The 22565-nt window shown below is 71.0% G+C and carries 17 protein-coding genes, 1 tRNA gene and 1 pseudogene; 18 read left to right on the forward strand and 1 reads right to left on the reverse strand.

The window, feature by feature from the left end; genetic code table 11:
* Positions 1 to 10 precede the first annotated feature (10 nt).
* The 10 genes from ITJ60_RS17485 (at position 11) to mfd (ending at position 13391) form a co-directional block, all read left to right on the forward strand.
* Complete coding sequence (locus tag ITJ60_RS17485; protein WP_194648853.1) at positions 11 to 850, forward strand: sugar phosphate isomerase/epimerase family protein; 840 nt, start codon at positions 11 to 13, stop codon at positions 848 to 850.
* Entirely contained in the window at positions 847 to 2049 is a 1203-nt protein-coding gene (locus ITJ60_RS17490) for a Gfo/Idh/MocA family oxidoreductase (protein ID WP_194648854.1), read from the forward strand. Before ITJ60_RS17485 ends, ITJ60_RS17490 begins: the two co-directional genes overlap by 4 nt.
* Positions 2046 to 2933 carry a sugar phosphate isomerase/epimerase family protein gene (locus ITJ60_RS17495; RefSeq protein WP_194648855.1) on the forward strand — a complete coding sequence of 296 codons (888 nt, stop codon included), beginning with the start codon at positions 2046 to 2048 and terminating at the stop codon, positions 2931 to 2933. The genes ITJ60_RS17490 and ITJ60_RS17495 overlap by 4 nt, the downstream gene beginning before the upstream one ends.
* Positions 2930 to 4219 carry a mannitol dehydrogenase family protein gene (locus tag ITJ60_RS17500; RefSeq protein ID WP_194648856.1) on the forward strand — a complete coding sequence of 430 codons (1290 nt, stop codon included), beginning with the start codon at positions 2930 to 2932 and terminating at the stop codon, positions 4217 to 4219. Before ITJ60_RS17495 ends, ITJ60_RS17500 begins: the two co-directional genes overlap by 4 nt.
* Positions 4216 to 5568, forward strand: coding sequence for a D-mannonate dehydratase ManD (gene manD, locus ITJ60_RS17505; protein WP_228510607.1), 1353 nt, complete (start codon positions 4216 to 4218; stop codon positions 5566 to 5568). The genes ITJ60_RS17500 and manD overlap by 4 nt, the downstream gene beginning before the upstream one ends.
* A gap of 16 nt (positions 5569 to 5584) precedes the next feature.
* The gene (locus tag ITJ60_RS17510) at positions 5585 to 6496 is read left to right on the forward strand and encodes a hypothetical protein (protein ID WP_194648857.1); all 912 of its coding nucleotides are present in this window, start codon (positions 5585 to 5587) and stop codon (positions 6494 to 6496) included.
* 401 nt (positions 6497 to 6897) lie between these two features.
* Entirely contained in the window at positions 6898 to 8265 is a 1368-nt protein-coding gene (locus ITJ60_RS17515; protein ID WP_194648858.1) for an RbtT/DalT/CsbX family MFS transporter, read from the forward strand.
* 199 nt (positions 8266 to 8464) lie between these two features.
* Positions 8465 to 9097 carry a 50S ribosomal protein L25/general stress protein Ctc gene (locus ITJ60_RS17520; RefSeq protein WP_123294728.1) on the forward strand — a complete coding sequence of 211 codons (633 nt, stop codon included), beginning with the start codon at positions 8465 to 8467 and terminating at the stop codon, positions 9095 to 9097.
* Between the two features lie 30 nt (positions 9098 to 9127).
* Positions 9128 to 9712, forward strand: a complete 585-nt coding sequence (pth, locus tag ITJ60_RS17525) for an aminoacyl-tRNA hydrolase (RefSeq protein ID WP_123939048.1) — start codon at positions 9128 to 9130, stop codon at positions 9710 to 9712.
* Positions 9713 to 9782: 70 nt separating this feature from the next.
* A complete protein-coding gene (gene mfd, locus ITJ60_RS17530; RefSeq protein WP_194648859.1) occupies positions 9783 to 13391 on the forward strand; it encodes a transcription-repair coupling factor in 3609 nt (1202 codons plus the stop codon).
* Between the two features lie 88 nt (positions 13392 to 13479).
* Here mfd and nhaA read toward each other — a convergent pair whose 3' ends face one another.
* On the reverse strand, positions 13480 to 14658 hold the full coding sequence (gene nhaA / locus ITJ60_RS17535; RefSeq protein ID WP_194648860.1) for a Na+/H+ antiporter NhaA: 1179 nt from the start codon (positions 14656 to 14658) through the stop codon (positions 13480 to 13482).
* Positions 14659 to 14748: 90 nt separating this feature from the next.
* Here nhaA and ITJ60_RS17540 point away from each other — a divergent pair, with 90 nt between their 5' ends.
* The 8 genes and pseudogenes from ITJ60_RS17540 to ITJ60_RS17575 all read left to right on the forward strand — a co-directional run.
* Positions 14749 to 15507: a MazG family protein gene (locus ITJ60_RS17540; protein ID WP_194648861.1), complete on the forward strand. Its 759-nt coding sequence runs from the start codon at positions 14749 to 14751 to the stop codon at positions 15505 to 15507.
* 318 nt (positions 15508 to 15825) lie between these two features.
* A complete protein-coding gene (gene hisS, locus ITJ60_RS17545) occupies positions 15826 to 17070 on the forward strand; it encodes a histidine--tRNA ligase (protein WP_194648862.1) in 1245 nt (414 codons plus the stop codon).
* A 96-nt stretch (positions 17071 to 17166) separates the two neighbouring features.
* The gene (gene eno, locus ITJ60_RS17550) at positions 17167 to 18450 is read left to right on the forward strand and encodes a phosphopyruvate hydratase (protein WP_111084825.1); all 1284 of its coding nucleotides are present in this window, start codon (positions 17167 to 17169) and stop codon (positions 18448 to 18450) included.
* A 154-nt stretch (positions 18451 to 18604) separates the two neighbouring features.
* On the forward strand, positions 18605 to 19138 hold the full coding sequence (locus ITJ60_RS17555; protein WP_194648863.1) for an FtsB family cell division protein: 534 nt from the start codon (positions 18605 to 18607) through the stop codon (positions 19136 to 19138).
* 67 nt (positions 19139 to 19205) lie between these two features.
* Positions 19206 to 19754, forward strand: coding sequence for a DUF501 domain-containing protein (locus tag ITJ60_RS17560; protein WP_111084823.1), 549 nt, complete (start codon positions 19206 to 19208; stop codon positions 19752 to 19754).
* 38 nt (positions 19755 to 19792) lie between these two features.
* Positions 19793 to 21268, forward strand: a complete 1476-nt coding sequence (locus tag ITJ60_RS17565; protein WP_123294735.1) for an NAD(P)/FAD-dependent oxidoreductase — start codon at positions 19793 to 19795, stop codon at positions 21266 to 21268.
* A gap of 76 nt (positions 21269 to 21344) precedes the next feature.
* Positions 21345 to 21418 (forward strand) — tRNA-Leu (locus ITJ60_RS17570).
* Between the two features lie 214 nt (positions 21419 to 21632).
* Positions 21633 to 22565: pseudogene (locus ITJ60_RS17575) on the forward strand (HtaA domain-containing protein); the annotation flags it as partial.

The following is a 22565-nucleotide window of genomic DNA, read 5'->3' on the forward strand; positions in this document are numbered from 1 at the left end:
AAAGGACACCATGACCGACCAGCCCACGTGGGAACTCTCCGGCTTCGGCGACGAGATCGACGCCGACCCCGTCGTCCAGGTCGCGGTCCTGCAGGCGCTCGGCGCGAGCGCCATCGAGGTCCGCAGCGCCTGGGGCGTGAACGTCGTCGACCTCGACGAGGACCAGCTCGCCGGACTCCACCGCCTGCTCGAGGAGCGCGGACAGTCCGTGTCCGCCATCGCCTCGCCGATCGGCAAGGTCTCCGTCGACGAGCCCGTCGAGCACGAGGTCGGACGGCTCGGCCGCGCGATCGCCGCCGCGCACGCCCTCGGCACCACGAACATCCGGATCTTCTCGTTCTACTTCGAGGGCCGGCAGCCGGAGGACGTCCGCGACGACGTCCTCGTCCGGATGCGCGCCCTGGCCGACCTCGCCGCACGCGAGGGCGTGACCCTGCTGCACGAGAACGAGAAGGACATCTACGGCGACGTCCCCTCGCGCGTGCTCGACATCGTCGAGAGCGTCGGGTCGCCGGCGCTCCGACTTGCCTGGGACAACGCGAACTACGTGCAGTGCGGCGTCAAGCCGTTCACCGATGGGTGGGCGCAGCTCGCGCCCTACGTCGACTACCTGCAGGTCAAGGACGCCCTGGCCGCCGACTCGTCGGTCGTCCCCGCGGGTGAAGGCGACGGCGAACTGCTCCAGACCCTCACCGCGCTGCGCGACGCCGGCTACTCCGGCTACGCCTCGCTCGAGCCGCACCTCAGCGACTTCACCTCCCTCGGCGGGTTCTCCGGCCCCGCGGCCTTCGGTCGTGCCGGTCGTGCCCTCCGCACCCTCACCGACCAGATCGGAGTCACCCTGCGATGACCACCCCACTGAAGTTGGCAGTCGTCGGCGCCGGCGTCATCGGACGCCACCACGCCAAGGTCGCCGTCCACCACCCGGACCTGCAGGTCGTCGCCCTCGTCGACGCGATCCCCGCCGCTGCCACGAGCGCCGCCGATGAGATCGAGGCGATGGGCGTCACCCGCCCCGTCACGACGTCCACCATCGAGGAGGCGATCGCGCAGACCGACATCGACGTCGTCGCGATCTGCTCGCCCTCCGGCATGCACGTGCAGCTCGCCGAGGCCGCCCTGGCCGCCGGCAAGCACGTCGTCATCGAGAAGCCCCTCGACACCACGATGCCCCGGGCCCGGCAGATCGCCGCGCTCGCCGCGGCGGCGCGCGACCGTGGACTCGTCACGAGCGTCATCAGCCAGCACCGCTTCGACCCGGCCTCGGCCGCCGTCGCCGCAGCCGCCCACGACGGCGGGTTCGGCACCGTGACCTCCGGCCTGGCGAGCGTCGCCTGGTACCGGTCGCAGGGCTACTACGACTCCGGCGACTGGCGCGGCACCTGGGCGCTCGACGGTGGCGGCGCCGTGATGAACCAGGGCGTGCACACCGTCGACCTGCTCGTCTGGGCACTCGGCCGTCCGGTCGAGATCTCGGCCCAGACCGGGCTGCTCGCGCACGACCGCATCGAGGTCGAGGACACCGCCGTCGCCACCGTCCGGTTCGACGGCGGCGCGCTCGGCGTCATCCACTGCACGACCGCCGCGTACCCGGGCCTGTCCGCCCGCTACGCCGTGTACGGCACGCACGGGTCGGCGATCGTCGACGACGACCGCCTGGCGTACTTCCACATCGCACCCGACGCCGCGACCCTCGAGTCCGCGTCGACCACCTCGAACGCCTCGGCGGTCGCGGGCGCGGTCGACCAGAAGGACGACGTCGTCCCGCCGGAGCACGTCGTCGGCGGCCCAGCCGAGCCCGACCACTTCGCCGCGGGGCACGGCCGGCAGTACACCGACATCGTGGCCGCGATCCGCGAGGGCCGTGAGCCCGGCGTGACCGTCGACGCGGCCCTCGTGTCGCTCGCCACCGTCCGCGGGCTGTACGTCAGTGCGACGCTCGGGCAGCCCGTCCGGATCGACGACGTGATCGACGGCAAGTACGACGACGTGGTGCCCGTCGTCGGCACACCCGCAACCGCCACCGCGACCGAAGGAGCCACCCGATGAAGTTCTCCGTGTTCACCGCCTCCACCCCCGACTGGACCCCGTCGCAGGCTGCCTCGACGCTGGCCGAGCAAGGCTGGGACGGCGTCGAGTGGCGCATCGTCGACGACCGCCCCGCGGACGGCGCCGTCGTGCCCGCCGGTCGCTCGTTCTGGGCCGGCAACAACTCCACGTGGCAGTTCACCGGCATCCAGGACCAGGTCGGCGAGATCGCCCGGATCACCGACGCCGCCGGGCTCGAGTACTCCGGCATCGGCGGGTACCAGCAGGCGTCGGACCACGAGGGCGTCGAGACGATGCTCCGCGTGACGAGCGAGCTCGGCGCCCGCCAGGTGCGGGTCTCGATGCCGATGTACCGGCAGGAGAAGGAACGCACCGGCGAGACGTACGGGCAGATCTTCGACCGCACCCGCGCCGACCTCGAGTGGGCGGTGACCCGGGCGACCGAGCTCGGCGTCAAGGCGCTCGTCGAGCTGCACCACATGACGATCACGCCCTCGGCCTCGGCGGCGCTGCGGCTCGTCGACGGCCTCGACCCGGAGCACGTCGGCGTCATCCACGACCTCGGCAACCTGGTCATCGAGGGGCAGGAGGACCACCTCGCCGCGTTCGAACTCCTCGGCCCGTACCTCGCGCACGCCCACGTGAAGAACGCCCGCTGGGTCGACACCGGCGACACCCGCGCCGACGGCAGCACGATCTGGCAGAACGAGTGGGCGCCGCTGCGCACCGGGCAGGCGTCCGTCTCCGAGTACCTCGACGCCCTCCGCCAGGTCGGCTACGACGGCTGGGTCACCATCGAGGACTTCTCCACCGACCTGCCCCTCGAGGCCCGCACCGCCGACAACCTGGCGTACCTGCGGTCCCTGGTCCCGGTGTCGGCATGACCGATCGCCGCCCCGGCATCGTCCACCTCGGGGTGGGTGCGTTCGCGCGCGCCCACCTCGCCTGGTACACCGCCCACACCACGGGGGAGCCGTGGGGCATCACGGCCTTCACCGGCCGCTCGCCCGCGGCGGCGGACGCGTTGGCTGCGCAGGACTGCCGGTACACGCTGGTCACGCGTGCTGCGTCCGGCGACGACGCCGAGGTGGTCGACACGATCGTGGCCGCCCACCCGGGCAGCGACGACACGGCCTGGAGGCACGTGGTCGCGTCCCCGGAGACCACCATCGTCACGCTGACGGTCACCGAGCAGGGCTACCGGTCCGGTTCCGACGTCCCCGCCCGGTTGCTCGCGGGGCTCGACGCCCGGCGGACGGCAGGCGGCGGGCGCATCGCGCTGGTCAGCCTCGACAACCTGACGCACAACGGCGCGGTGCTGCGCGATGCCGTGCTGGGTGCCACCACCGACCCCGGACTGCGCGCGTGGATCGAGGCGAACGTCTCGTTCCCGTCGTCGATGGTCGACCGGATCACGCCCGCGACCACCGACGCCGACGTCGAGGGCCTCGCCGCCCTGCCGGGAGCGCTCGCCGGGGACCGGGTGCCCGTCGTCACCGAGCCCTTCGCGGAGTGGGTGCTCGAGGACGCCTTCGACGGGATCGACCGCCCCGCGTGGGAGACCGCCGGCGTGCGCGTCGTCGACGACGTCACCCCGTACGAGCAGCGGAAGCTCTGGCTGCTGAACGGCTCGCACTCGCTGCTCGCGTACCTCGGGCTCCAGCGCGGGCACGAGACCGTCGCCGCGGCCGTGGACGACCCGGTGTGCCGTGCCGCCGTCGAGCAGCTGTGGGACGAGGCCGCCCGCGAACTGCCGCTCCCTGCCGACGAGGTCACCGCCGCCCGTGCCGCCCTGGTGGACCGGTTCCAGAACCCCCGCATCCGGCACACCCTGCGACAGATCGCCTCCGGTGGATCGCAGAAGCTGCCCGTCCGGGTCGTCGACGTCGTGCGGCACCGACTCGAGCGTGAGCCGTCCGCCGGCATCGGGCCCGGCGCCGCGACCGCGATCGCCGCGTGGTGGCTCCACGTCACGACGCAGCCCGACCTCGTGGACGACGACGGAGCCCCCGGGGCAGACTCGGACGTGCGCGACGTGCTGCGCGTCATCGCCCCCGACCTCGACACCACCGACGTGGTCGACGCGATCACCGCGGCGGCCGACGACATCCGAGCGGCGAGCACCGCCGCACGCACCACCACCAGCACCGACGAAGGAGTCCACGCATGACCGACACCACCACGAACCCCGCGGCCCCGGTGCCGGGCGCCGCCGACACCGGCGCGGCGACCGGGCACACCTCCGGGCGTCCGGACACGTGGGCGTCGGCCGACCGCGGCCAGCTCATCGAGCGTGCCGAGGTGATCGTCACCAGCCCGAACCGGAACTTCGTCACGCTGAAGATCACGACCGCCGACGGTGTCACGGGCCTCGGCGACGCGACGCTGAACGGCCGCGAGCTCGGTGTCGCCGCGTACCTGGCCGAGCACGTCGTGCCGCTGCTGATCGGCCGCGACGCCAGCCGCATCGAGGATGCCTGGCAGTTCTTGTACCGCTCGTCGTACTGGCGTCGCGGCCCGGTCACGATGGCGGCGATCGCGTCGGTCGACATGGCGCTCTGGGACATCAAGGCCAAGGTCGCCGGCATGCCGCTGTACCAGCTGCTCGGGGGTGCCTCGCGCACCGGGCTGATGGCGTACGGACACGCCTCGGGCAAGGAGCTCCCCGAGCTGTTCGACTCGATCCGCGAGCACCAGGAGGAGGGCTACCGCTCGATCCGCGTGCAGACCGGCGTCCCCGGTCTCGAGAGCATCTACGGCATCGCCTCGAACAAGACCACCGAGGGCAACGAGGGCGTCCGGTACGACTTCGAGCCGGCACAGCGCGGAGCCTTCCCCGCCATGGAGGACTGGGACACCCGCGCCTACCTGCGCCACGTCCCCACCGTGTTCGAGGCCGTCCGCAACGAGTTCGGACCCGAACTGCCGCTCCTGCACGACGGCCACCACCGGATGACCCCGCTGCAGGCCGCGAAGCTCGGCAAGTCGCTCGAGCCGTACGACCTGTTCTGGCTCGAGGACTGCACCCCCGCCGAGAACCAGGAGGCACTGAAGCTCGTCCGGCAGCACACCACCACGCCGCTCGCGATCGGCGAGGTCTTCAACACGATCTGGGACTTCAAGGACATCATCCGCGACCAGCTCATCGACTACGTCCGCGGAGCCGTCACGCACATGGGCGGCATCTCCCCGCTCAAGAAGACGATGGACTACGCCGCGATGTACCAGATCAAGTCCGGGTTCCACGGGCCGACCGACATCTCGCCCGTCGGCCTGGCCGCACAGATGCACCTCGGGATGGCGATCCACAACTTCGGCATCCAGGAGTACATGCAGCACGGGCCGCAGACGAACCAGGTGTTCCAGCAGACCTTCACCTTCACGGACGGCTACCTGCACCCCGGTGACGAGCCCGGCCTCGGGGTCAGCCTCGACGTCGACGAGGCCGGCAAGTACCCGTACGAGCAGGCCTACCTGCCGTTCAACCGCCTGGCCGACGGCACCGTCCACGACTGGTAGCGGGCAGGCTGGGGGCATGGAGTTCGCGGACGTCGCCAAGGAGCTGCTGCTCGTCGCGCCGGGGGACTTCGTCGCCGAGCGGACGGCCCGCCAGCGCGCGGTCCGGAAGGACGACCGGGCCCTGGCGGCGGCGATCGGGAAGCTCCGGAAGCCGGCACCGGCAGCGTGGGTCGTGGACCTGCTCGCGCACGACGGCGCCCTCGACGACGCGGTCGACCTCGGACCCGCCCTCCGCACGGCGCAGGCCGACGCCGACCCCGGAGCGATCCGGACACTCCGACAGCAACGCTCCGAGGTGATCGAGGCGTTGACGCAGGCCGGCGCCGACCTCGCCTCGGACGCCGGACACCCCGCGACGCCCGCCGTGCTCGACCAGGTGCGCGCGACGATCGAGGCGGCGATGGCCGACCCGCACGCCGGTGCCGCCGTGCGCTCGGGGCTGCTCGTGACGCCGCTGGAGAGCGTGGGGTTCGACGCGGTCGACCTGGACGGGGCGCTCGCGGACCCGGACGCGGTGCCGGACGCCTGGTCCGGCAGCGATGCCCCACCCATCCCGATCACCCAGGCGAGGGGCGCGCGGAAGGCGAGCCGTGCCTCCCGGTCGACGGAGACGGAACCCCAGGACGGGCCGGAGCCGGACGCCCAGCCTGAGCCGAAGCGTGACCCGGCCGCTGAGCGGAAGGCCGCACGCCAGGCGGAGACCGCCGCCCGGAGCGAGTCGCGGGACGCCGATGCCGCACTCGACGCCGCGGAGGCGGACCTCGAGCGGGCCGAGGTGCGCCGAAGCCAGCTGCAGCGGGAGCTCGAGCAGGCCGACGCCGAGGTCGCGCGGTCGGAACAGGCGCGCGACGCCGCCGAGGCCACGAGCAACGACGCCCGCGAGCTGCTGGCGGCGGCGCAGGAGCACCGGCGCAACCTCGGTCGCTGATCCTCGCGGAGCGTTCGGTCCCATCACGCGCGCGATGGAAGGTCGAATCGGGCGTCCTCGGCCGAAAGGAACGACCACCTCCGCCCGGAACGACCCACTACGCCCGGAACGACCACCTCCGCGCGGCACGACCGTCGATCGTTACACAACAGTTGTCGTTCTTGACGAGCGGTGTTGGAGCGGTCTAACGTCGGATACCATGCTTCGGGCCGGCGATGGTCCGCCGGGATCCGTCTCCGCATCAGCACGGGGCGCCCCGGGTACAGGACTCGCATCATCGCCGACGCCCCGACCGCCCGCAGCCACTGCGCGGGCGGTCGGGTGCGTGGCGCGCGGCGCACCCCGGAGACATGCCGCGATGCCGGGTCGAGCACTCCGGGCCCCTCCAGGAGAGACGACACATGTCGGAACCCCGCACCAACCGCACCACGACCCTGACCCCGCCGAACGGCGTGACGACCGCGCCACCTGCCACCGCTCCGCCGGCCGCCGGGCGCGAGGGCTTCATCGCCCGCCTCGGCATCCCGCACCCGCTGCGCTGGGGCTTCCTCGGTGTCCTCGTCTTCATGACGGGCGACGGCATCGAGTCGAACTTCATCGCTCCGCACATCGCCGCGGCCCTCGGCTCGGGCGGCACGGACAGCGCCGCGATGGTCATCGGCATCTACGGCGTCGCCGTCCTGGTGGCGTCCTACTTCGCCGGCGTGCTCTCCGAGTTGTGGGGTCCGCGCCGCGTCATGACGATCGGCGCCGTCCTGTGGGTGGTGTTCCAGGTCGCGTTCCTCGCGGCGCTGCCCACCGGGTCGGTCGGGCTGATCGCCCTGACGTACTTCCTGCGCGGACTCGGGTTCCCGCTGTTCGCCTTCTCGTTCCTCTGCTGGGTGAACCACACCGTGGCGCGCGACCGGAACGCCACGGCCGTCGGCTGGTTCTACGTCGTCTTCACCGGTGGCCTGCCGACGCTCGGCTCGCTCATCGCGATCGGCAGCATCCCCGCGTTCGGCGGCGGTCACACGGGGGAGACGTGGTCGATGGCCCTGTCGCTCGTCCTCGTCGTGGCCGGCTGGGTGATCGTCCGGTTCGGCGTGCACGAGCAGACCGGCCTCGGCCGCATCGCCCCGCGCGCGCACTCCGCTGCACGGGTCATCGCCAGCGGCATCGAGGTCTGCATCACGCGCCCCAAGGTCCTGCTCGCCGTCCTGATCCGGCTCGTCAACACGGCGCCCGAGTTCGGCATGTTCGTGATCATGCCGGCGATCATCGGCACCGAGCTCGGGTGGGGCCAGTCGAAGTGGCTCACGATGACCGTGATCGTCTACGCCGGCAACATCCTGTTCAACGCCTTCTTCGGCGCCCTCGGCGACCGCATCGGCTGGATCCGCACCGTCAAGTGGTTCGGCATCGGCGCCTCGGCGATCGGGCTGCTGGCCTGGTGGTACGTCCCGCACCTGGTGCCGGCCGGTTCCGAGTGGGGCTTCTGGCTCGCCACCGCCGCGGGGACGGTGTTCGGCATCATGCTCGCCGGGTTCACACCCATGGGCGCGATCGTCCCCGCCTTCGCCGGCGAGGAGCGTCGGGGTGCCGCGATGGCCATGTACGCCACGGCGGCCGGTGGTGCGACCTTCCTCGGCAACGCCGTGGTCAGCGCCGTCCTGCCGTGGGGTGGGCCCGGTGGCGTGGTCTGGACGTTCGTCGGCCTCTACGTCCTCGCCTTCGTGGTGCTGTCGTTCCTCAAGGTGCCGAAGGAGGCGGTGGCCGCGGGGCACTGAGGCACGACACGCCCGGCGGGTGCTGGTAGAGTCGGTGATTGACTTCGGCGAGGGCCGCGACAGCGGCCGTGATCGACGCGGTGGGAGACCCGGCCCAGCCCAGGGAACGTTCCTCACGCGTGCACGCGTTCGAGTTGCAACACCACAGACCCCCACGATGCCGGACCGCCGGTGTCGACCCCCGAGACCAGGAGGCACCATGGCCGACTACACGAAGCTCGCAGCGGACGTCCGCACCAAGTTCGGCAAGGGTGCAGCGCGCAAGCTCCGCGCCGCCGACAAGATCCCGGCAGTGGTCTACGGCCACGGCACCGAGCCGAAGCACATCTCGCTGCCCGGTCACGAGACCATGCTGCTCGTCCGTACCGCCAACGCGGTCGTCGACCTCGACATCGAGGGTGCTGCCCAGCTCGCCCTCGTCAAGGACGTCCAGCGTGACCCGGTGCGCCAGATCATCGAGCACATCGACCTCGTGGTCCTGCGCCGCGGCGAGAAGGTCACGGTCGACGTGCCCGTCGTCATCGAGGGCGAGTCCTTCTCCGGCACGATCCACGTGCAGGACCTGAACACCGTCTCCCTGCTGGTCCTCGCGACCGACATCCCGGAGCACGTCGTCGTCGACGTCGAGGGCCTCGAGGACGGCAAGCAGATCACGGCCGCCGAGCTCACCCTCCCCGAGGGCGCCGAGCTCGAGACCGACGGCGAGGCGCTCGTCGTGCAGATCGTCACCCCGCGTGGCACCGCTGACGACGACGCTGCGGACGAGGCCTCGGCCGAGGCCGGTGCCGAAGCCGGTGCTGAGGGCGGCTCCGAGCCGGTCGACTCCGAGTAACACCCCCTTCGAAGGCATCTGGTCGACGCTGTGGCGGATCGAACGCTGGTCGTGGTCGGACTCGGGAACCCCGGGCCCGACTACGCCGGCAACCGTCACAACGTCGGCCAGATGGTCCTCGACGAACTCGCGTCCCGCATGGGTGCGCGGTTCAAGAAGCACAAGACGCCGAACCAGGTCGCCGAGGGGCGCCTGGTGCCCGGCGGTCCGCGCCTGGTGCTCGCGAAGCCCGGCTCGTTCATGAACACCTCGGGTGGACCGGTCTCGTCGGTCCTCGGGTTCTACAGCGCCACCCCGGCCGACCTCGTCGTCGTGCACGACGAGCTCGACCTGCCGTTCGACACCGTCCGCCTGAAGGGCAGCGGGGGTCACGGCGGGCACAACGGCCTGCGCGACATCATCAAGGCCACCGGCACGAACGAGTTCTCGCGCGTGCGGGTCGGCATCGGTCGTCCGCCCGGTCGTCAGGACCCCGCCGACTACGTGCTGCGTGACTTCTCCGCAGCCGAGAAGAAGTCGCTGCCCATCCTGCTGGCCGACGCCGCGGACGCGGTCGAGGCGATCGCCGAGGTCGGACTCGTCGCCGCGCAGCAGCGGGTGCACGCACCGTCCTGACCGCGCCGGCCGTGTTCGCCCGTCGCGCACCACGCGGGCGGTGTCGGTGGGGGCCGGTACCATCTCCTGAGTGACGATCTCGGGCATCATCCCTGCGCTCTCGCGCGCCTCCGCGTTCGATCGCGTGCTCCGCGCCGCGCCTCGTGACGCCGACTTCTCGGTCGTCGACGGCCTGCGGGTCCCGCTGCTCGGGGCGCTGCTCGCCGAGCGGAACGGGCCGCAGTGCGTGCTCGTCATCACGGCGACGGGGCGTGAAGCCGAAGCGGTCCGCGACGCCCTCGGCAGCTACGTCCCCGACGCCGACGTCCTCGAGTTCCCGGCGTGGGAGACCCTGCCGCACGAGCGGCTCAGCCCGAGTGCCCAGACCGTCGGCACCCGCATCGCGACGCTCCGCAGGCTCGCGTCGTGGTCCGCTGCCGACGCCACCGATCGCCGCACCACCATCGTCGTGGCGAGCGTCCGCGCAGCGCTGCAGCCGATCGCCGCCAACCTGACCTCGCTCGCGCCCGTCGTGCTGCGCACCGACTCGCGCGGCAACGACCTGGCCGCCATCGCCGCGAAGCTCGTCGACATGGCCTACGCCCGCGTCGACCTCGTCACGCGGCGCGGTGAGTTCGCGGTGCGCGGCGGCATCCTCGACGTCTTCCCGCCCACCGCGGACCACCCCGTCCGCGTCGACTTCTTCGGCGACGAGATCGAGGCCGTCAAGGCGTTCTCGGTCGCCGACCAGCGCACGACCGAGGACGACCTCGGCTCGGTCGAACTCACGGCCTCGCGCGAACTCCTGCTCAGCGACGACGTCCGGCAGCGGGCGCGCGAGATGCTCCACGAGTTCCCGAACCTGTCCCAGATGCTCGCGAAGATCGCCGAGGGGATCCCGGTCGAGGGCATGGAGTCCCTGGCCCCCGCGCTCGTGCAGGACCTCGTGCCGATGACCTCGTACCTGCCCGAGGACGCCACCATCGCGGTGTTCTCGCCCGAGCGGGTGAACGGTCGCGCGAACAGCCTGGCCGAGACGAACACCGAGTTCCTGCAGGCCGCGTGGAGCGCCGCGGTCGCCGGGGCCCAGGCGCCGATCGACCTCGACGCCGGCAACTTCCTGACGGTGCAGCAGCTGAAGAACACCCGTGGGCAGCGCACCTGGTGGACGGTGTCGCCGTTCGACTCCGGTCTCGACGAAGGCGACACCGCGCGCGTGCTCACCGACGCCGAGGCGGCAGCCGAGGCGGGGGAGTACATCCGTGTCCGCGCCGAGGCGGTGCCGAGCTTCGCGGGCAGCGCCGACGGCGCGATCGCGCACGTCAAGGCGCTCACCGACGACGGGTGGGCGGTCGTGGTGACCGCCCAGGGCCAGGGGCTGGTCGAGCGGGCGGTGCAGGTCCTCGCCGACGCCGGGGTCGCAGCCCGTGCCGAAGCCCTGCCCGCGCCTCCCGAACCGGGTGTCGCCATCGTCACGACCGCCACCGTCGAGCACGGCTTCGCCATCCCGGATCCGCGCATCGTCGTCCTCAGTGAAGCGGAGTTCTACGGCCGGAGCGTCCAGCAGGGCGCGCGCACCGTCAAGAAGCTCGCGAGCCGTCGCAAGAACGTGGTCGACCCACTGCAGCTCAAGCCGGGCGACGTCGTCGTGCACGCGACCCACGGCATCGGCAAGTTCGTGGAACTGGTGAGCCGCGAGGTCAGCTCCGGCGGCCGCAACGCGGTGAAGACGCAGCGCGAGTACCTCGTGCTCGAGTACGCGCCGTCGAAGCGGAACTACCCCGGCGACAAGCTCTTCGTCCCGACCGACCAGCTCGACCAGCTCTCGCGGTACGTCGGTGGCGAGTCCCCGACCCTGTCGAAGATGGGCGGTTCGGACTGGTCCGCCGCCAAGTCGAAGGCCCGCAAGGCCGTCCGCGACATCGCCGTCGACCTGGTGAAGCTGTACTCGGCACGGATGGCGTCGAAGGGGCACGCGTTCGGCCCGGACACCCCGTGGCAGCGCGAGCTGGAAGAGGCGTTCCCGTTCGCCGAGACCGCCGACCAGCTCACCACCATCGACGAGATCAAGCGCGACATGGAGCGGCCGATCCCGATGGACCGCCTGCTGTCGGGCGACGTCGGGTACGGCAAGACCGAGGTCGCGATCCGTGCCGCGTTCAAGGCGGTGCAGGACGGCAAGCAGGTCGTCATGCTCGTGCCGACGACCCTGCTCGTCCGCCAGCACATGGAGACGTTCCAGGAGCGCTTCGCCGGGTTCCCCGTGCACCTGCGCGCCCTGAGCCGGTTCCAGTCCGAGAAGGAGTCGAAGGAGACCATCGCCGGGCTCGCCGACGGCACCGTCGACATCGTCATCGCGACCCACCGGATCCTGTCGCAGGGCATCACCTTCAAGGACGTCGGGCTCGTCATCATCGACGAGGAGCAGCGGTTCGGTGTCGAGCACAAGGACCAGCTGAAGAAGTTCAAGACGAACGTCGATGTCCTGGCGATGTCGGCGACCCCGATCCCACGCTCGCTCGAGATGGCGGTCACCGGGATCCGCGAGATGTCGACCCTCGCCACCCCACCCGAGGACCGCCACCCCATCCTGACCTTCGTGGGGCCGCAGTCCGACCTGCAGGTGGCCGCCGCGATCCGCCGCGAGCTGCTGCGCGAGGGCCAGGTGTTCTACGTGCACAACCGTGTGCGGGACATCCAAGGCGTCGCCGCGCACCTGGCCGAGATCGTTCCAGACGCACGCATCGCCGTGGCACACGGGCAGATGTCCGAGAGCACCCTCGAGCAGGTCATGGTCGACTTCTGGGAGCGCCGGTTCGACGTCCTCGTGTCGACGACGATCATCGAGACCGGCCTCGACATCGCGAACGCGAACACGCTCATCATCGACAAGGCCGACAAGTACGGGCTGTCGCAGCTCCACCAGCTGCGCGGTCGTGTCGGCCGAGGGCGCGAGCGCGGGTACGCGTACTTCCTGTACGACTCCGAGAAGCCCCTGTCCGAGACCGCACAGGACCGCCTCGAGACCATCGCGGCGAACAACGAGCTCGGCGCGGGCATGCAGGTCGCCATGAAGGACCTCGAGATCCGCGGCGCCGGCAACCTGCTCGGCGGCGAGCAGTCCGGGCACATCGCGGGCGTCGGGTTCGACCTGTACCTCCGGATGATCGGCGAGGCCGTCTCGCAGTTCCGCGGTGACGTGGCCGAGGGGCAGACCGAGCTCCGACTCGAGATCCCGGTCGATGCGCACATCCCCGAGGACTACGTCGAGTCGGAGCGGCTCCGGCTCGAGGCCTACCAGAAGCTGTCAGCGGCCTCGGCCCCGACGGCGCAGCAGGACGCCATCGACATGGTGCTCGACGAGCTCACCGACCGGTACGGGCAGCCACCGCAGGCCGTGCAGACGCTGGTCGAGGTCTCGCGCCTGCGTCGGATGGCGCAGCAGGTCGGGCTGTCCGACGTGGTGGTCATGGGCTCGAACCTGCGCGTGGCGGGCAAGGAGCTCGCCGACTCGTCGCAGGTGCGGCTCAAGCGGATGTTCCCGGGCGCGAAGTGGTTCCCGCAGCAGAACGCGGCGAGCATCCCGATGCCGCGGCCGCACGACCAGGCGCTGCCGGACGACGCCCTGATCCAGTGGGTGGAGAGCATCCTCACCGCCGTGTACGGCGCGACGACGCCGGCGGAGGCCCCGGCCGCGTAGGGGGCGCCGAACTTCGACTCGGAACGACGTTCTCGATGTCGTACGACAACGAGAACGTCGTTCCGAGTCGGACCGCGCCCGAGCCCCGCTACTCGGTCGCCTCGGACTCGGACAGCTCGCGCCGCGCGCGGTACGCCCGGGCCCGCAGCGTGACCACGACCGCCGACGCGACGATGGCGATGCCCGAGCCGACGAGCACGGCGAGCACACCCTCGTCGAGGATCTCCTCGTTCCGGGCGAACGCGAGCTCGTTCATGAGGAGCGAGACCGTGAACCCGATCCCACCGAGCACCCCGACGGTGATGATCGAGAAGAACGACAACGACGACCGCCCTGGTGAGCGGAAGATCCGCGTGGCGACCGCGCCGAACAGCGTGATGCCGATGACCTTGCCGACCGGCAGCGCGATGACGACGGCCCAGAACGTGGGCGAGAGCTCGCCGATGCCGACGGCGGGGATGACCACTGCGGCCGACGCGAACGCGAACACCGGCAACACGATGGCGTTCGACCACGGCTCGACGTGCTCGTGCAGCGTGTGCCCCGGGCGGCGGGGGAGCACGAGCCCGAGCGCGACGCCGGCGATGGTGGCGTGCACGCCGGAATGGTAGACGAGCCACCAGGTCAGGAGCCCGACCACGACCATCGCCACGATGAGCAGCGTCTGCCCGTTGCGCCCTGGGCGGAGCATCCGGCCGAGCAGCCAGAACACCGCGAGCGTGACGACGGCACCGGCGAGGGCCAGGAAGTCGGTGTCGTGCGCGAACACGACGGCGATGATGATGATCGCGATGAGGTCGTCGAGCACCGCGAGCGCGAGCAGGAACACCCGGATGCCGCTCGGCAGCCCGCGACCGAACATCGCCAGGACACCGAGCGCGAACGCGATGTCGGTCGCCGTCGGGATCGGCCAGCCGTGCGTGTACGGGGTGCCCGCGGTGACGAGCAGAAAGATGCCCGCCGGCACGAGCACGCCGCCGACCGCCGCGATGGCGGGGATGATCGCGGTCTTCGGGTTCGACAACTCGCCGTCGACGAGCTCCTGCTTCAACTCGATCGCGACGAGCAGGAAGAAGACCGCCAGCAGGCCGTCACTGACCCAGTGCGCGATCGACAGGTCGAGGCCGACGGCGCCCAGGGGCGGATGCGCGTCGAGCAGCCGTTCGAGGCCGGGGCCGGCGGGCGAGTTCGCGACGACCAGGCCGAGCACGGCGGCGGTCAGGAGCGCGATGGCACTGAAGCGGGGGGAGCGGACGAGGGACGACATGGATCTCCGTCTCGAGGGGTCGGGTGGTTGTCCGTCGACCAGACTTCCCGACACACCACCGCCAGCATACGTGGGTGAGACGATGGCGCGATGACCGCCGTACCGGACCTCGTCACCGTCGTCGACCGCCTGCTCGCCGAGGACGGGGGCTGCGTCTGGAACCGTGCGCAAACCCACGCCACGCTCGCACGCTACGCGGTCGAGGAGTCCTACGAACTCGTTGACGCCATCGACGACGGCGACCCGGACGACGTCCGCGAGGAGCTCGGCGACGTCCTGTACCAAGTCGTCCTGCACGCCGGGATCGCCGAACGCGCGGGGGAGTTCACCCTGGAGGACGTCGCCGCCGGGGTCCGCGACAAGATGGTCCGTCGACACCCGCACGTGTTCGGCGACGAGACCGCGGACACCGTCGACGACGTGGTCCGGGTGTGGCGCGCGGCGAAGGCCGCGGAGAAGTCGGCCCGGACGAGCGCCCTCGACGGCGTCCCGCGCGCGATGCCGCCACTGGAGCGGGCCGTCAAGCTGCTGGAGCGCCTGGAGGAGCACGGTGCGGCCGACGCGGCCGTCGCGTCAGTCGTGGCCGCCGCGCCCGTCGCGTCCGGCTCGGCTGCTGACCGGGAGGCCCGTGGCACGTCCGCCACGCCTGCTACGGCACCCGGAGCGGGGACCGCTCGGGCATCGCTCGGCTCTCCGGCACCGGCCGACGGTGCGGGGGCGGTGGACCCGGCGTGGGGGATCGCGATGCTGGAAGAGGTCGCCGGAGCGGTGCGGGACGGGATCGACCCGGTCGCGAGTCTCCGCGCGGCGGTCGCTGCGCTCGAGGAAGCCGGCCGCGCCGCGGAGTGAAGGCGCGGGGAGCCGCAGCGTGCGTGCGCGGGGAGCCGCAGCGTGCGTGCGCGGGAGCCGTAGCGTGCGTGCGCCCGAAAAGAGAAGGGCGCCCTCCTAACCCGAAAAAGGAGGGCGCCCGTGAGCGGGTGGGCACACCCCCAGGGAGAGGTGTGCACGCAGAACCCGCTCGGGTCGCGGGGCACACTGCAGCACGGTGCCCACGCGATCGGTCCGGAGAGTGGATCAGGCACGCTCCGAACCGAGGTACTGAATGCAGTATGCCAGTAGGACGCATGCCGCGCAACTCCTCGATGCGCATCTGCCAGACTTGACGCCATGGCGACGACCGTGACGGCACCCCGTGGCATGCGTGACTTCCTCCCGGCGGACAAGGCCCGACGCGAGCACGTGCTCGGTGTCGTTCGCGACGTCTACTCGCGGCACGGGTTCGACGAGATCGAGACCCCCGTGGTCGAGGACGCCGCACGACTGCACTCCGGGCTCGGCGGCGACAACGAGAAGCTGGCGTTCGCGGTCATGAAGCGCGGGCTCAGCACCGAGGACCTGCAGACGGCCCAGTCGCCGCTCGACCTCGCCGACCTCGGGCTGCGGTTCGACCTGACCGTGCCGCTCGCCCGGTTCTACGCCTCGCACCGTGCCGAGCTGCCCTCGGTGTTCCGATCGGTGCAGATCGCGCCCGTCTGGCGCGCCGAGCGTCCGCAGAAGGGGCGCTACCGCCAGTTCGTGCAGTGCGACATCGACATCCTGGGGGAGCCCGGGCAGCTGGCCGAGATCGAGCTCATCCGCGCCACGACCGCCGCGCTCGATGCGCTCGGGGTGACCGGCACCACGATCCGCATCAACGACCGGCGGATCCTGCTGACCCTGCTGGCGTCGTGGGGCATCGCGGACCCCGCCGCCGCCGACCGCGCACTCATCACGGTCGACAAGCTCGACAAGATCGGCCCCGAGGGCGTCGCCGCCGAGCTCCGCAGCACCGTCGGACAGGAGCTGCCGGGGCTCGAGGACACCATCCGTGCGCTCGAGTCCGCGGACTGGACCACGGTCGAGGGAGCCGCGTGGCTCGACGCCGACGCGTTCGCCGACCTGCTGCGTCTGCGGGAAGCGCTGCCCGGCGTCGACCTGCGCTTCGACCCGACGCTCGTGCGCGGCATGGGCTACTACACCGGCACGATCTTCGAGGTCGCGCACCCCGACTTCGGCTACAGCCTGGGCGGCGGCGGTCGGTACGATGGCATGATCGGTCGGTTCCTCGGGCAGGACGTCCCCGCGGTCGGCTTCTCGCTGGGCTTCGAGCGGCTGGTCGACCTCGTGACACTCCCGGAGTCCGCCGAGTCGGACGCCGTGGTGCTCGTCTACGACAAGGACGTCGACCCGGTCCGGCTCGCGGCCCTCAAGACCGAGGCGCTCGGATCGCACCGGCGTGTGCGGCTCGAACGGCGCACCAAGAACACGAAGAACCTGCTCGCCGGTCTGGCCGCGCAGGGGTTCTCCGCCTTCACGACCGTCGGCGCCGACACGACGTCGCTCGAGGGTGTGGAGTTCCGCCCGCTCGACTGAGTTGTCCACACCGGGCGTCACGGTCGACGTCGTGTTCACCTCGGCTCGCTAGGATCGGTCCCGCAAACACCACAACCAATGTGTAGGGAGTACCCCGTGGCCCTGATCGATGCCGTAGGCGCACGCGAAGTCCTCGATTCCCGAGGCAACCCGACGGTCGAGGTCGAGGTCCTCCTCGACGACGGCGTCGTGTCCCGCGCGCTCGTCCCCTCCGGTGCCTCCACCGGCGCGTTCGAGGCGTACGAACTCCGCGACGGCGACGCCTCGCGCTACGGCGGCAAGGGCGTGCTCAAGGCCGTCGACGCCGTCCTCGACGAGATCGGCCCGGCGCTCGAGGGCTTCGACGCCACCGACCAGCGCCTCGTCGACGCCGCGCTCATCGAGCTCGACGGAACCGAGAACAAGTCCCGCCTCGGCGCGAACTCGATCCTCGGTGCCTCGCTCGCCGTGGCCCGTGCCGCTGCCGACTCGGCCGACCTGCCGCTGTTCCGCTACCTCGGCGGCCCGAACGCGCACACGCTGCCCGTTCCGCTGATGAACGTCGTCAACGGCGGTGCCCACGCGGACACCAACGTCGACATCCAGGAGTTCTTCCTCGTGCCGTACGGCGCCGAGTCGTTCTCCGAGGCGCTCCGTTGGGGCGTCGAGACCTACCACGCCCTCAAGGGCGAGCTGAAGAAGCAGGGCCTCGCGACCGGCCTCGGCGACGAGGGCGGCTTCGCGCCGGAGCTCGCGTCGAACCGTGCGGCGCTCGACTTCCTGCTGACCGCGATCGAGAAGGCCGGCTACACCCCGGGCAAGGACATCGCCGTCGGCCTCGACGTCGCGTCCACCGAGTTCTTCCACGACGGCAAGTACTCGTTCGAGGGCAAGCAGCTCTCGAGCCAGGAGTTCACCGCGTACTTCGCCGACCTCGTCGCGAACTACCCGCTCGTCACGATCGAGGACCCGCTGGCCGAGGACGACTGGGAAGGCTGGTCGCACCTGACCGCCGAGCTCGGCGACAAGGTCCAGATCGTCGGCGACGACCTGTTCGTCACCAACCCGAAGCGTCTGCAGCGGGGCATCGACGAGAAGGCCGCGAACTCGATCCTGGTGAAGGTCAACCAGATCGGCACGCTCACCGAGACCCTCGACGCGGTCTCGCTCGCGCACCGTCACGGCCTCACCTCGATCCTGTCGCACCGCTCCGGCGAGACCGAGGACACCACGATCGCGGACATCGCGGTCGCGGTCGACGGTGGTCAGATCAAGACCGGTGCACCGGCCCGTTCGGATCGCGTCGCGAAGTACAACCAGCTGCTCCGCATCGAGGAAGAGCTCGGCGACGCCGCGGTGTACGCCGGCCGCTCGGCCTTCCCGCGCGCCGCTGCCCTGTAACCACCCGGGCCAGCAGTACCAGCACCACCGAGACGCCGTCCTCTTCCGAGAGGGCGGCGTCTCGTCGTGTGCGGACCTCAGCGAGTCGCTGAGAGGCCACCGAACGGCCGCGTGCCGGGCGCTCCCACCGCGTCGGTCGGGTTATCGTCGGGACGTGCCCAGCCAGAAGCCCCGCGTCCGCCGCGTCCCCGTGGCGATGCCCGACGGCAGCACGTCGGCGCAGCCCTGGTACCGCTCGATCCACTTCTCCGGGTTCAGCCTGCTGATGCTCGCGATCATCGTGCTCTTCGTCGTGGTGCTCGCCCCGTCGCTCCGCACGCTCATCCAGCAGCAGGAGCAGATCGCCCAGCAGCAGCGTGAGGTCGCGAGCCAGAAGGCCGATGTCACGCAGAAGAAGAAGGACGTCGCCCGCTGGGACGACCCCGCGTACATCGAGGCGCAGGCGCGCGACCGCCTGCTCTACGTGTACCCGGGCGAGGAGAGCTACCTCGTGATGGGGGCCGAGGACCGCAAGGCCGAGACCGCGCCGACGACGGACTCCGGGACGCCCGTCAGCACGAAGGTCCAGACGCCGAAGGTGGACTGGGTGCAGGCGATGCTGTCCTCGGTGCTGCAGTCCGGGCTCACCGACGAGACCGCTGCCGACCTCGTGGCCCCGGACGTCTCGGGCACCGGCGAGAGCAAGTAGCACCGAACCGGACCCGTCCGGCGCGACGGTGCGCGGGGCACCGGGTCTCCGGTAGGCTCACGTTCCCGTGACGACCCCTCCCTTCGACCCGCCCTCCGACCGCGACGTCCAGGTCGTGTCGGCGCAGCTCGGCCGACCGGCACGCGACGTCATCGGGATCGCGGCACGGTGCGTCTGTGGCAACCCCACGGTCGTCTCCACGAAGCCCCGACTGTCGAACGGCACCCCGTTCCCGACGTTCTACTACCTGTGCCACCCCGCGGCCACCGCCGCGGTCAGCACCCTCGAGGCCAACCAGGTGATGCCGGAGCTGGCAGCACTGCTCGAGGACGACACCACTGCGGCCGCGTACCTCGCGGCCCACGAGTCCTACCTGGCCGATCGCGAGTCGATCGAGCACGTCGACGAGATCGTCGGCATCAGCGCCGGTGGCATGCCCACCCGTGTGAAGTGCCTGCACGCCCTCGTCGGTCACGCCCTCGCCGCCGGACCCGGCGTCAACCCCATCGGTGACCTCGCGCTCGAGCGCGCGGACTGGTCGCCCTCCCGGTGTGAGTGCCGGGCGTATGATGACGGTGCAGACGCTGGAGTCGGGGCGGGTGGCGGCGAAGTCTGACTCGACTCCGAAACCCCCATCCAAGGAGATCATCCCCCGTGCCCAAGATCCTCGTCGTCGGCGGCGGTTACGCCGGTTTCTACACCGCATGGAAGCTCGAGAAGCACCTTCGCCAGGGCGAAGCCGAGGTCGTCATGGTGGACCCGCTGCCGTACATGACGTACCAGCCGTTCCTGCCCGAGGTCGCCGCCGGTTCGATCGAGCCGCGTCACGCGGTCGTCTCGCACCGCCGCCACCTCAAGAACACCCGCGTCGTCACCGCGAAGGTCACCAAGGTCGACCACGCGACGAAGACCGCCACGATCACCCCGACCGAGGGTGAGGCGTGGGAGGAGTCCTACGACCAGATCGTCATGACCGCCGGCGCGGTGTCCCGCACGTTCCCGATCCCGGGTGTCGCGGACGAGGCCATCGGCCTCAAGACGATCGAGGAAGCCGCGGCGATCCGCGACAAGATCCTCACGAACTTCCACAAGGCGGCGAACCTGCCGGCCGGTCCCGAGCGTGACCGCCTGCTGACCGTCGTCGTCGTCGGTGGTGGCTTCGCCGGCATCGAGGTCTTCGCCGAGCTCCGCTCCTTCGTCACCGACCTGCTGAAGAGCTACCCGCAGCTCTCCTTCGACGAGACGCGCTTCCACCTGGTCGAGGCGATGGGCCGCATCATGCCCGAGGTCTCGCTCGAGACGTCGCACTGGGTGCTCAAGAACCTGGCGCAGCGCGGTGCGAACGTGCACCTCGAGACCCAGCTGGCCTCGGCCGTCGGTGGCGTCTGCGAGCTCAAGACGAGCGACGGCGCGATCGAGAAGATCGAGTCGGACCTCATCATCTGGACCGCCGGTGTCATGGCGAACCCGATGGTCAAGGGCACCGACTTCCCGCTCGAGCAGCGCGGTCGCATCCGCGTGCAGCCCGACCTGCGCGTCGTCGACGACAACGGCGTGATCGCGGACGCATGGGCCTGTGGCGACGTCGCAGCCGTGCCGGACCTCACCGGTGGTGGCGTCGGCGGCTTCTGCGTGCCGAACGCCCAGCACGCCGTCCGTCAGGCGAAGCAGCTCGCGAAGAACCTGGTCGCGACCATCCGTGGCGAGGCCACGACCGACTACAAGCACGAGAACCTCGGCGCCGTCGCGGGCCTCGGTCTCGGCATCGGCGTGTTCCAGTCCGGCAAGTTCGCCATGAAGGGCTTCCTGGCGTGGGGCGCGCACCGCGGCTACCACGGCATGGCCATGCCGTCGTGGGAGCGCAAGTGGCGCGTCATCGGCGACTGGGTCGGTGGCTTCTTCCTGGGCCGCGACATCGCGTCGCTCGACGACCGTGAGACCCCGCGCGCTGCGTTCGAGGCCTTCGCGTCCCGTCCGAAGCCCGCGGCCGAGGCCCCGGCAGCTCCGGCCGCCGCTCCGGCTCCGGAAGAGGGCAAGCCCGCTGGTGCCGCTGGCCCGGCGTACGGCGAGCCCGCCAAGGACGTCTCGAACGAGGCCGAGCCCGTGAAGGCCCCGGCCGACGCCAAGTAGTCCCAGCAGCAGTCCGCGAGAGGCGGTCACCCTTCGGGGTGGCCGCCTCTCGCGCATCGGTAGGCTGTTGCGGCCCGCCCCCGTGGCCCAATCGGTAGAGGCATGCGACTTAAAATCGCCGAGTTGTGGGTTCGAGTCCCACCGGGGGTACCCGTGCGCGTCTCGCGGAAGCGACGTCGTGCCGCCAACCGTTCGCGGCACTACGTCGCTTTCGCGGGCAGTACGGCGCGTCCGTGCGGACAACTGTCGCTTTGACGTGCGCGAACCAGGTCCACGCACGAACATGTCCAGTCGATCCGAACTTAGGGTTGCCTTACCTAAATCCTGTCCCTATGCTCAGGGAGTTAGGTAAGGCTACCCAAACTTGGAGACCATCCGAATGCACCTGTCCTCTCCTCGCGCCCGGCGTCTGGCCGCCGGCGCGACCGCCGTCGCCGTCGGCGCGACGATCGCCGCGGCTGCCGCGCTCGGTGCCGCCCCCGCGAACGCCGCCTCCGCCGACGTCACCGACGCGTCGCTGTCCTGGAGCCTCAGCAACGAGGCCAACGCCGGCGCCTACTTCGGCGGCTGCAACTTCCTGTCCGCCGGGGTCGCCGGCAACTCGGGTGCCTCGGCTCCGTGGACCGCGACCAACCCGTCGCCCGGCTACGCCGCTTCGGCCGGCAACGTCTCGATCGCTTACCCGAAGACCGCGGGCGGTACCTCGACCCCGACCTTCGCCACGAAGTGCCAGACCGGCGACGGCACCACGGTCCGCCCGGGCACCACGACCGCCGGGGTCCTGACGCTCGCCGCGGGTACGGGCGCCGTCGACGCCGCAGCCGGCACCGCGGACATCGCGTGGGACGGCGGCTTCACGGTCGCGTTCTACGGCGGCCTGACCTACTGGTCCGCCGAGGACCCGGAACTGCACGTCGCAGCGGACGGCACGGGTGAGCTCACCGCGACGGTCTCGGGCTACGCGGCCTCGCGCGACGGGGGCAGCTGGGCGCCGCTCACCCCGCGCACCGTGCACCTCGCCACCCTCACCGACGTCGACGTCACGAGCTCGGGCATCACCGTGAGCCCGGACTGGCAGGGCGTCGAGCCCGCGTCGGCGACGAGCCTGAACAAGACGAACGCCGACTGGGGTTCGTGGCCGGCGGACTTCGTCGACTTCCAGAACGAGACCGGTCAGAGCTCGTACTGGTACACGTCCGGCGCGAACGACGCCGCGGCCAAGAAGCCGCAGCCGATCTCGATCGCGTACACGGCGGCCGAGGCACCCACGCCCGAGCCGACCGAGCCGAGCGAGCCC

It is taken from the genome of Curtobacterium sp. VKM Ac-2884, assembly GCF_015350945.1.
Lineage (GTDB): Bacteria > Actinomycetota > Actinomycetes > Actinomycetales > Microbacteriaceae > Curtobacterium.

Bases quoted from the DNA above. Each gene is read 5' to 3' on its own strand.
- ITJ60_RS17485 (WP_194648853.1), top strand. From the start codon at position 11: ATGACCGACCAGCCCACGTGGGAACTCTCCGGCTTCGGCGACGAGATC.
- ITJ60_RS17490 (WP_194648854.1), top strand. From the start codon at position 847: ATGACCACCCCACTGAAGTTGGCAGTCGTCGGCGCCGGCGTCATCGGA.
- ITJ60_RS17495 (WP_194648855.1), top strand. From the start codon at position 2,046: ATGAAGTTCTCCGTGTTCACCGCCTCCACCCCCGACTGGACCCCGTCG.
- ITJ60_RS17500 (WP_194648856.1), top strand. From the start codon at position 2,930: ATGACCGATCGCCGCCCCGGCATCGTCCACCTCGGGGTGGGTGCGTTC.
- manD (WP_228510607.1), top strand. From the start codon at position 4,216: ATGACCGACACCACCACGAACCCCGCGGCCCCGGTGCCGGGCGCCGCC.
- ITJ60_RS17510 (WP_194648857.1), top strand. From the start codon at position 5,585: ATGGAGTTCGCGGACGTCGCCAAGGAGCTGCTGCTCGTCGCGCCGGGG.
- ITJ60_RS17515 (WP_194648858.1), top strand. From the start codon at position 6,898: ATGTCGGAACCCCGCACCAACCGCACCACGACCCTGACCCCGCCGAAC.
- ITJ60_RS17520 (WP_123294728.1), top strand. From the start codon at position 8,465: ATGGCCGACTACACGAAGCTCGCAGCGGACGTCCGCACCAAGTTCGGC.
- nhaA (WP_194648860.1), bottom strand. From the start codon at position 14,658: ATGTCGTCCCTCGTCCGCTCCCCCCGCTTCAGTGCCATCGCGCTCCTG.
- ITJ60_RS17540 (WP_194648861.1), top strand. From the start codon at position 14,749: ATGACCGCCGTACCGGACCTCGTCACCGTCGTCGACCGCCTGCTCGCC.
- hisS (WP_194648862.1), top strand. From the start codon at position 15,826: ATGGCGACGACCGTGACGGCACCCCGTGGCATGCGTGACTTCCTCCCG.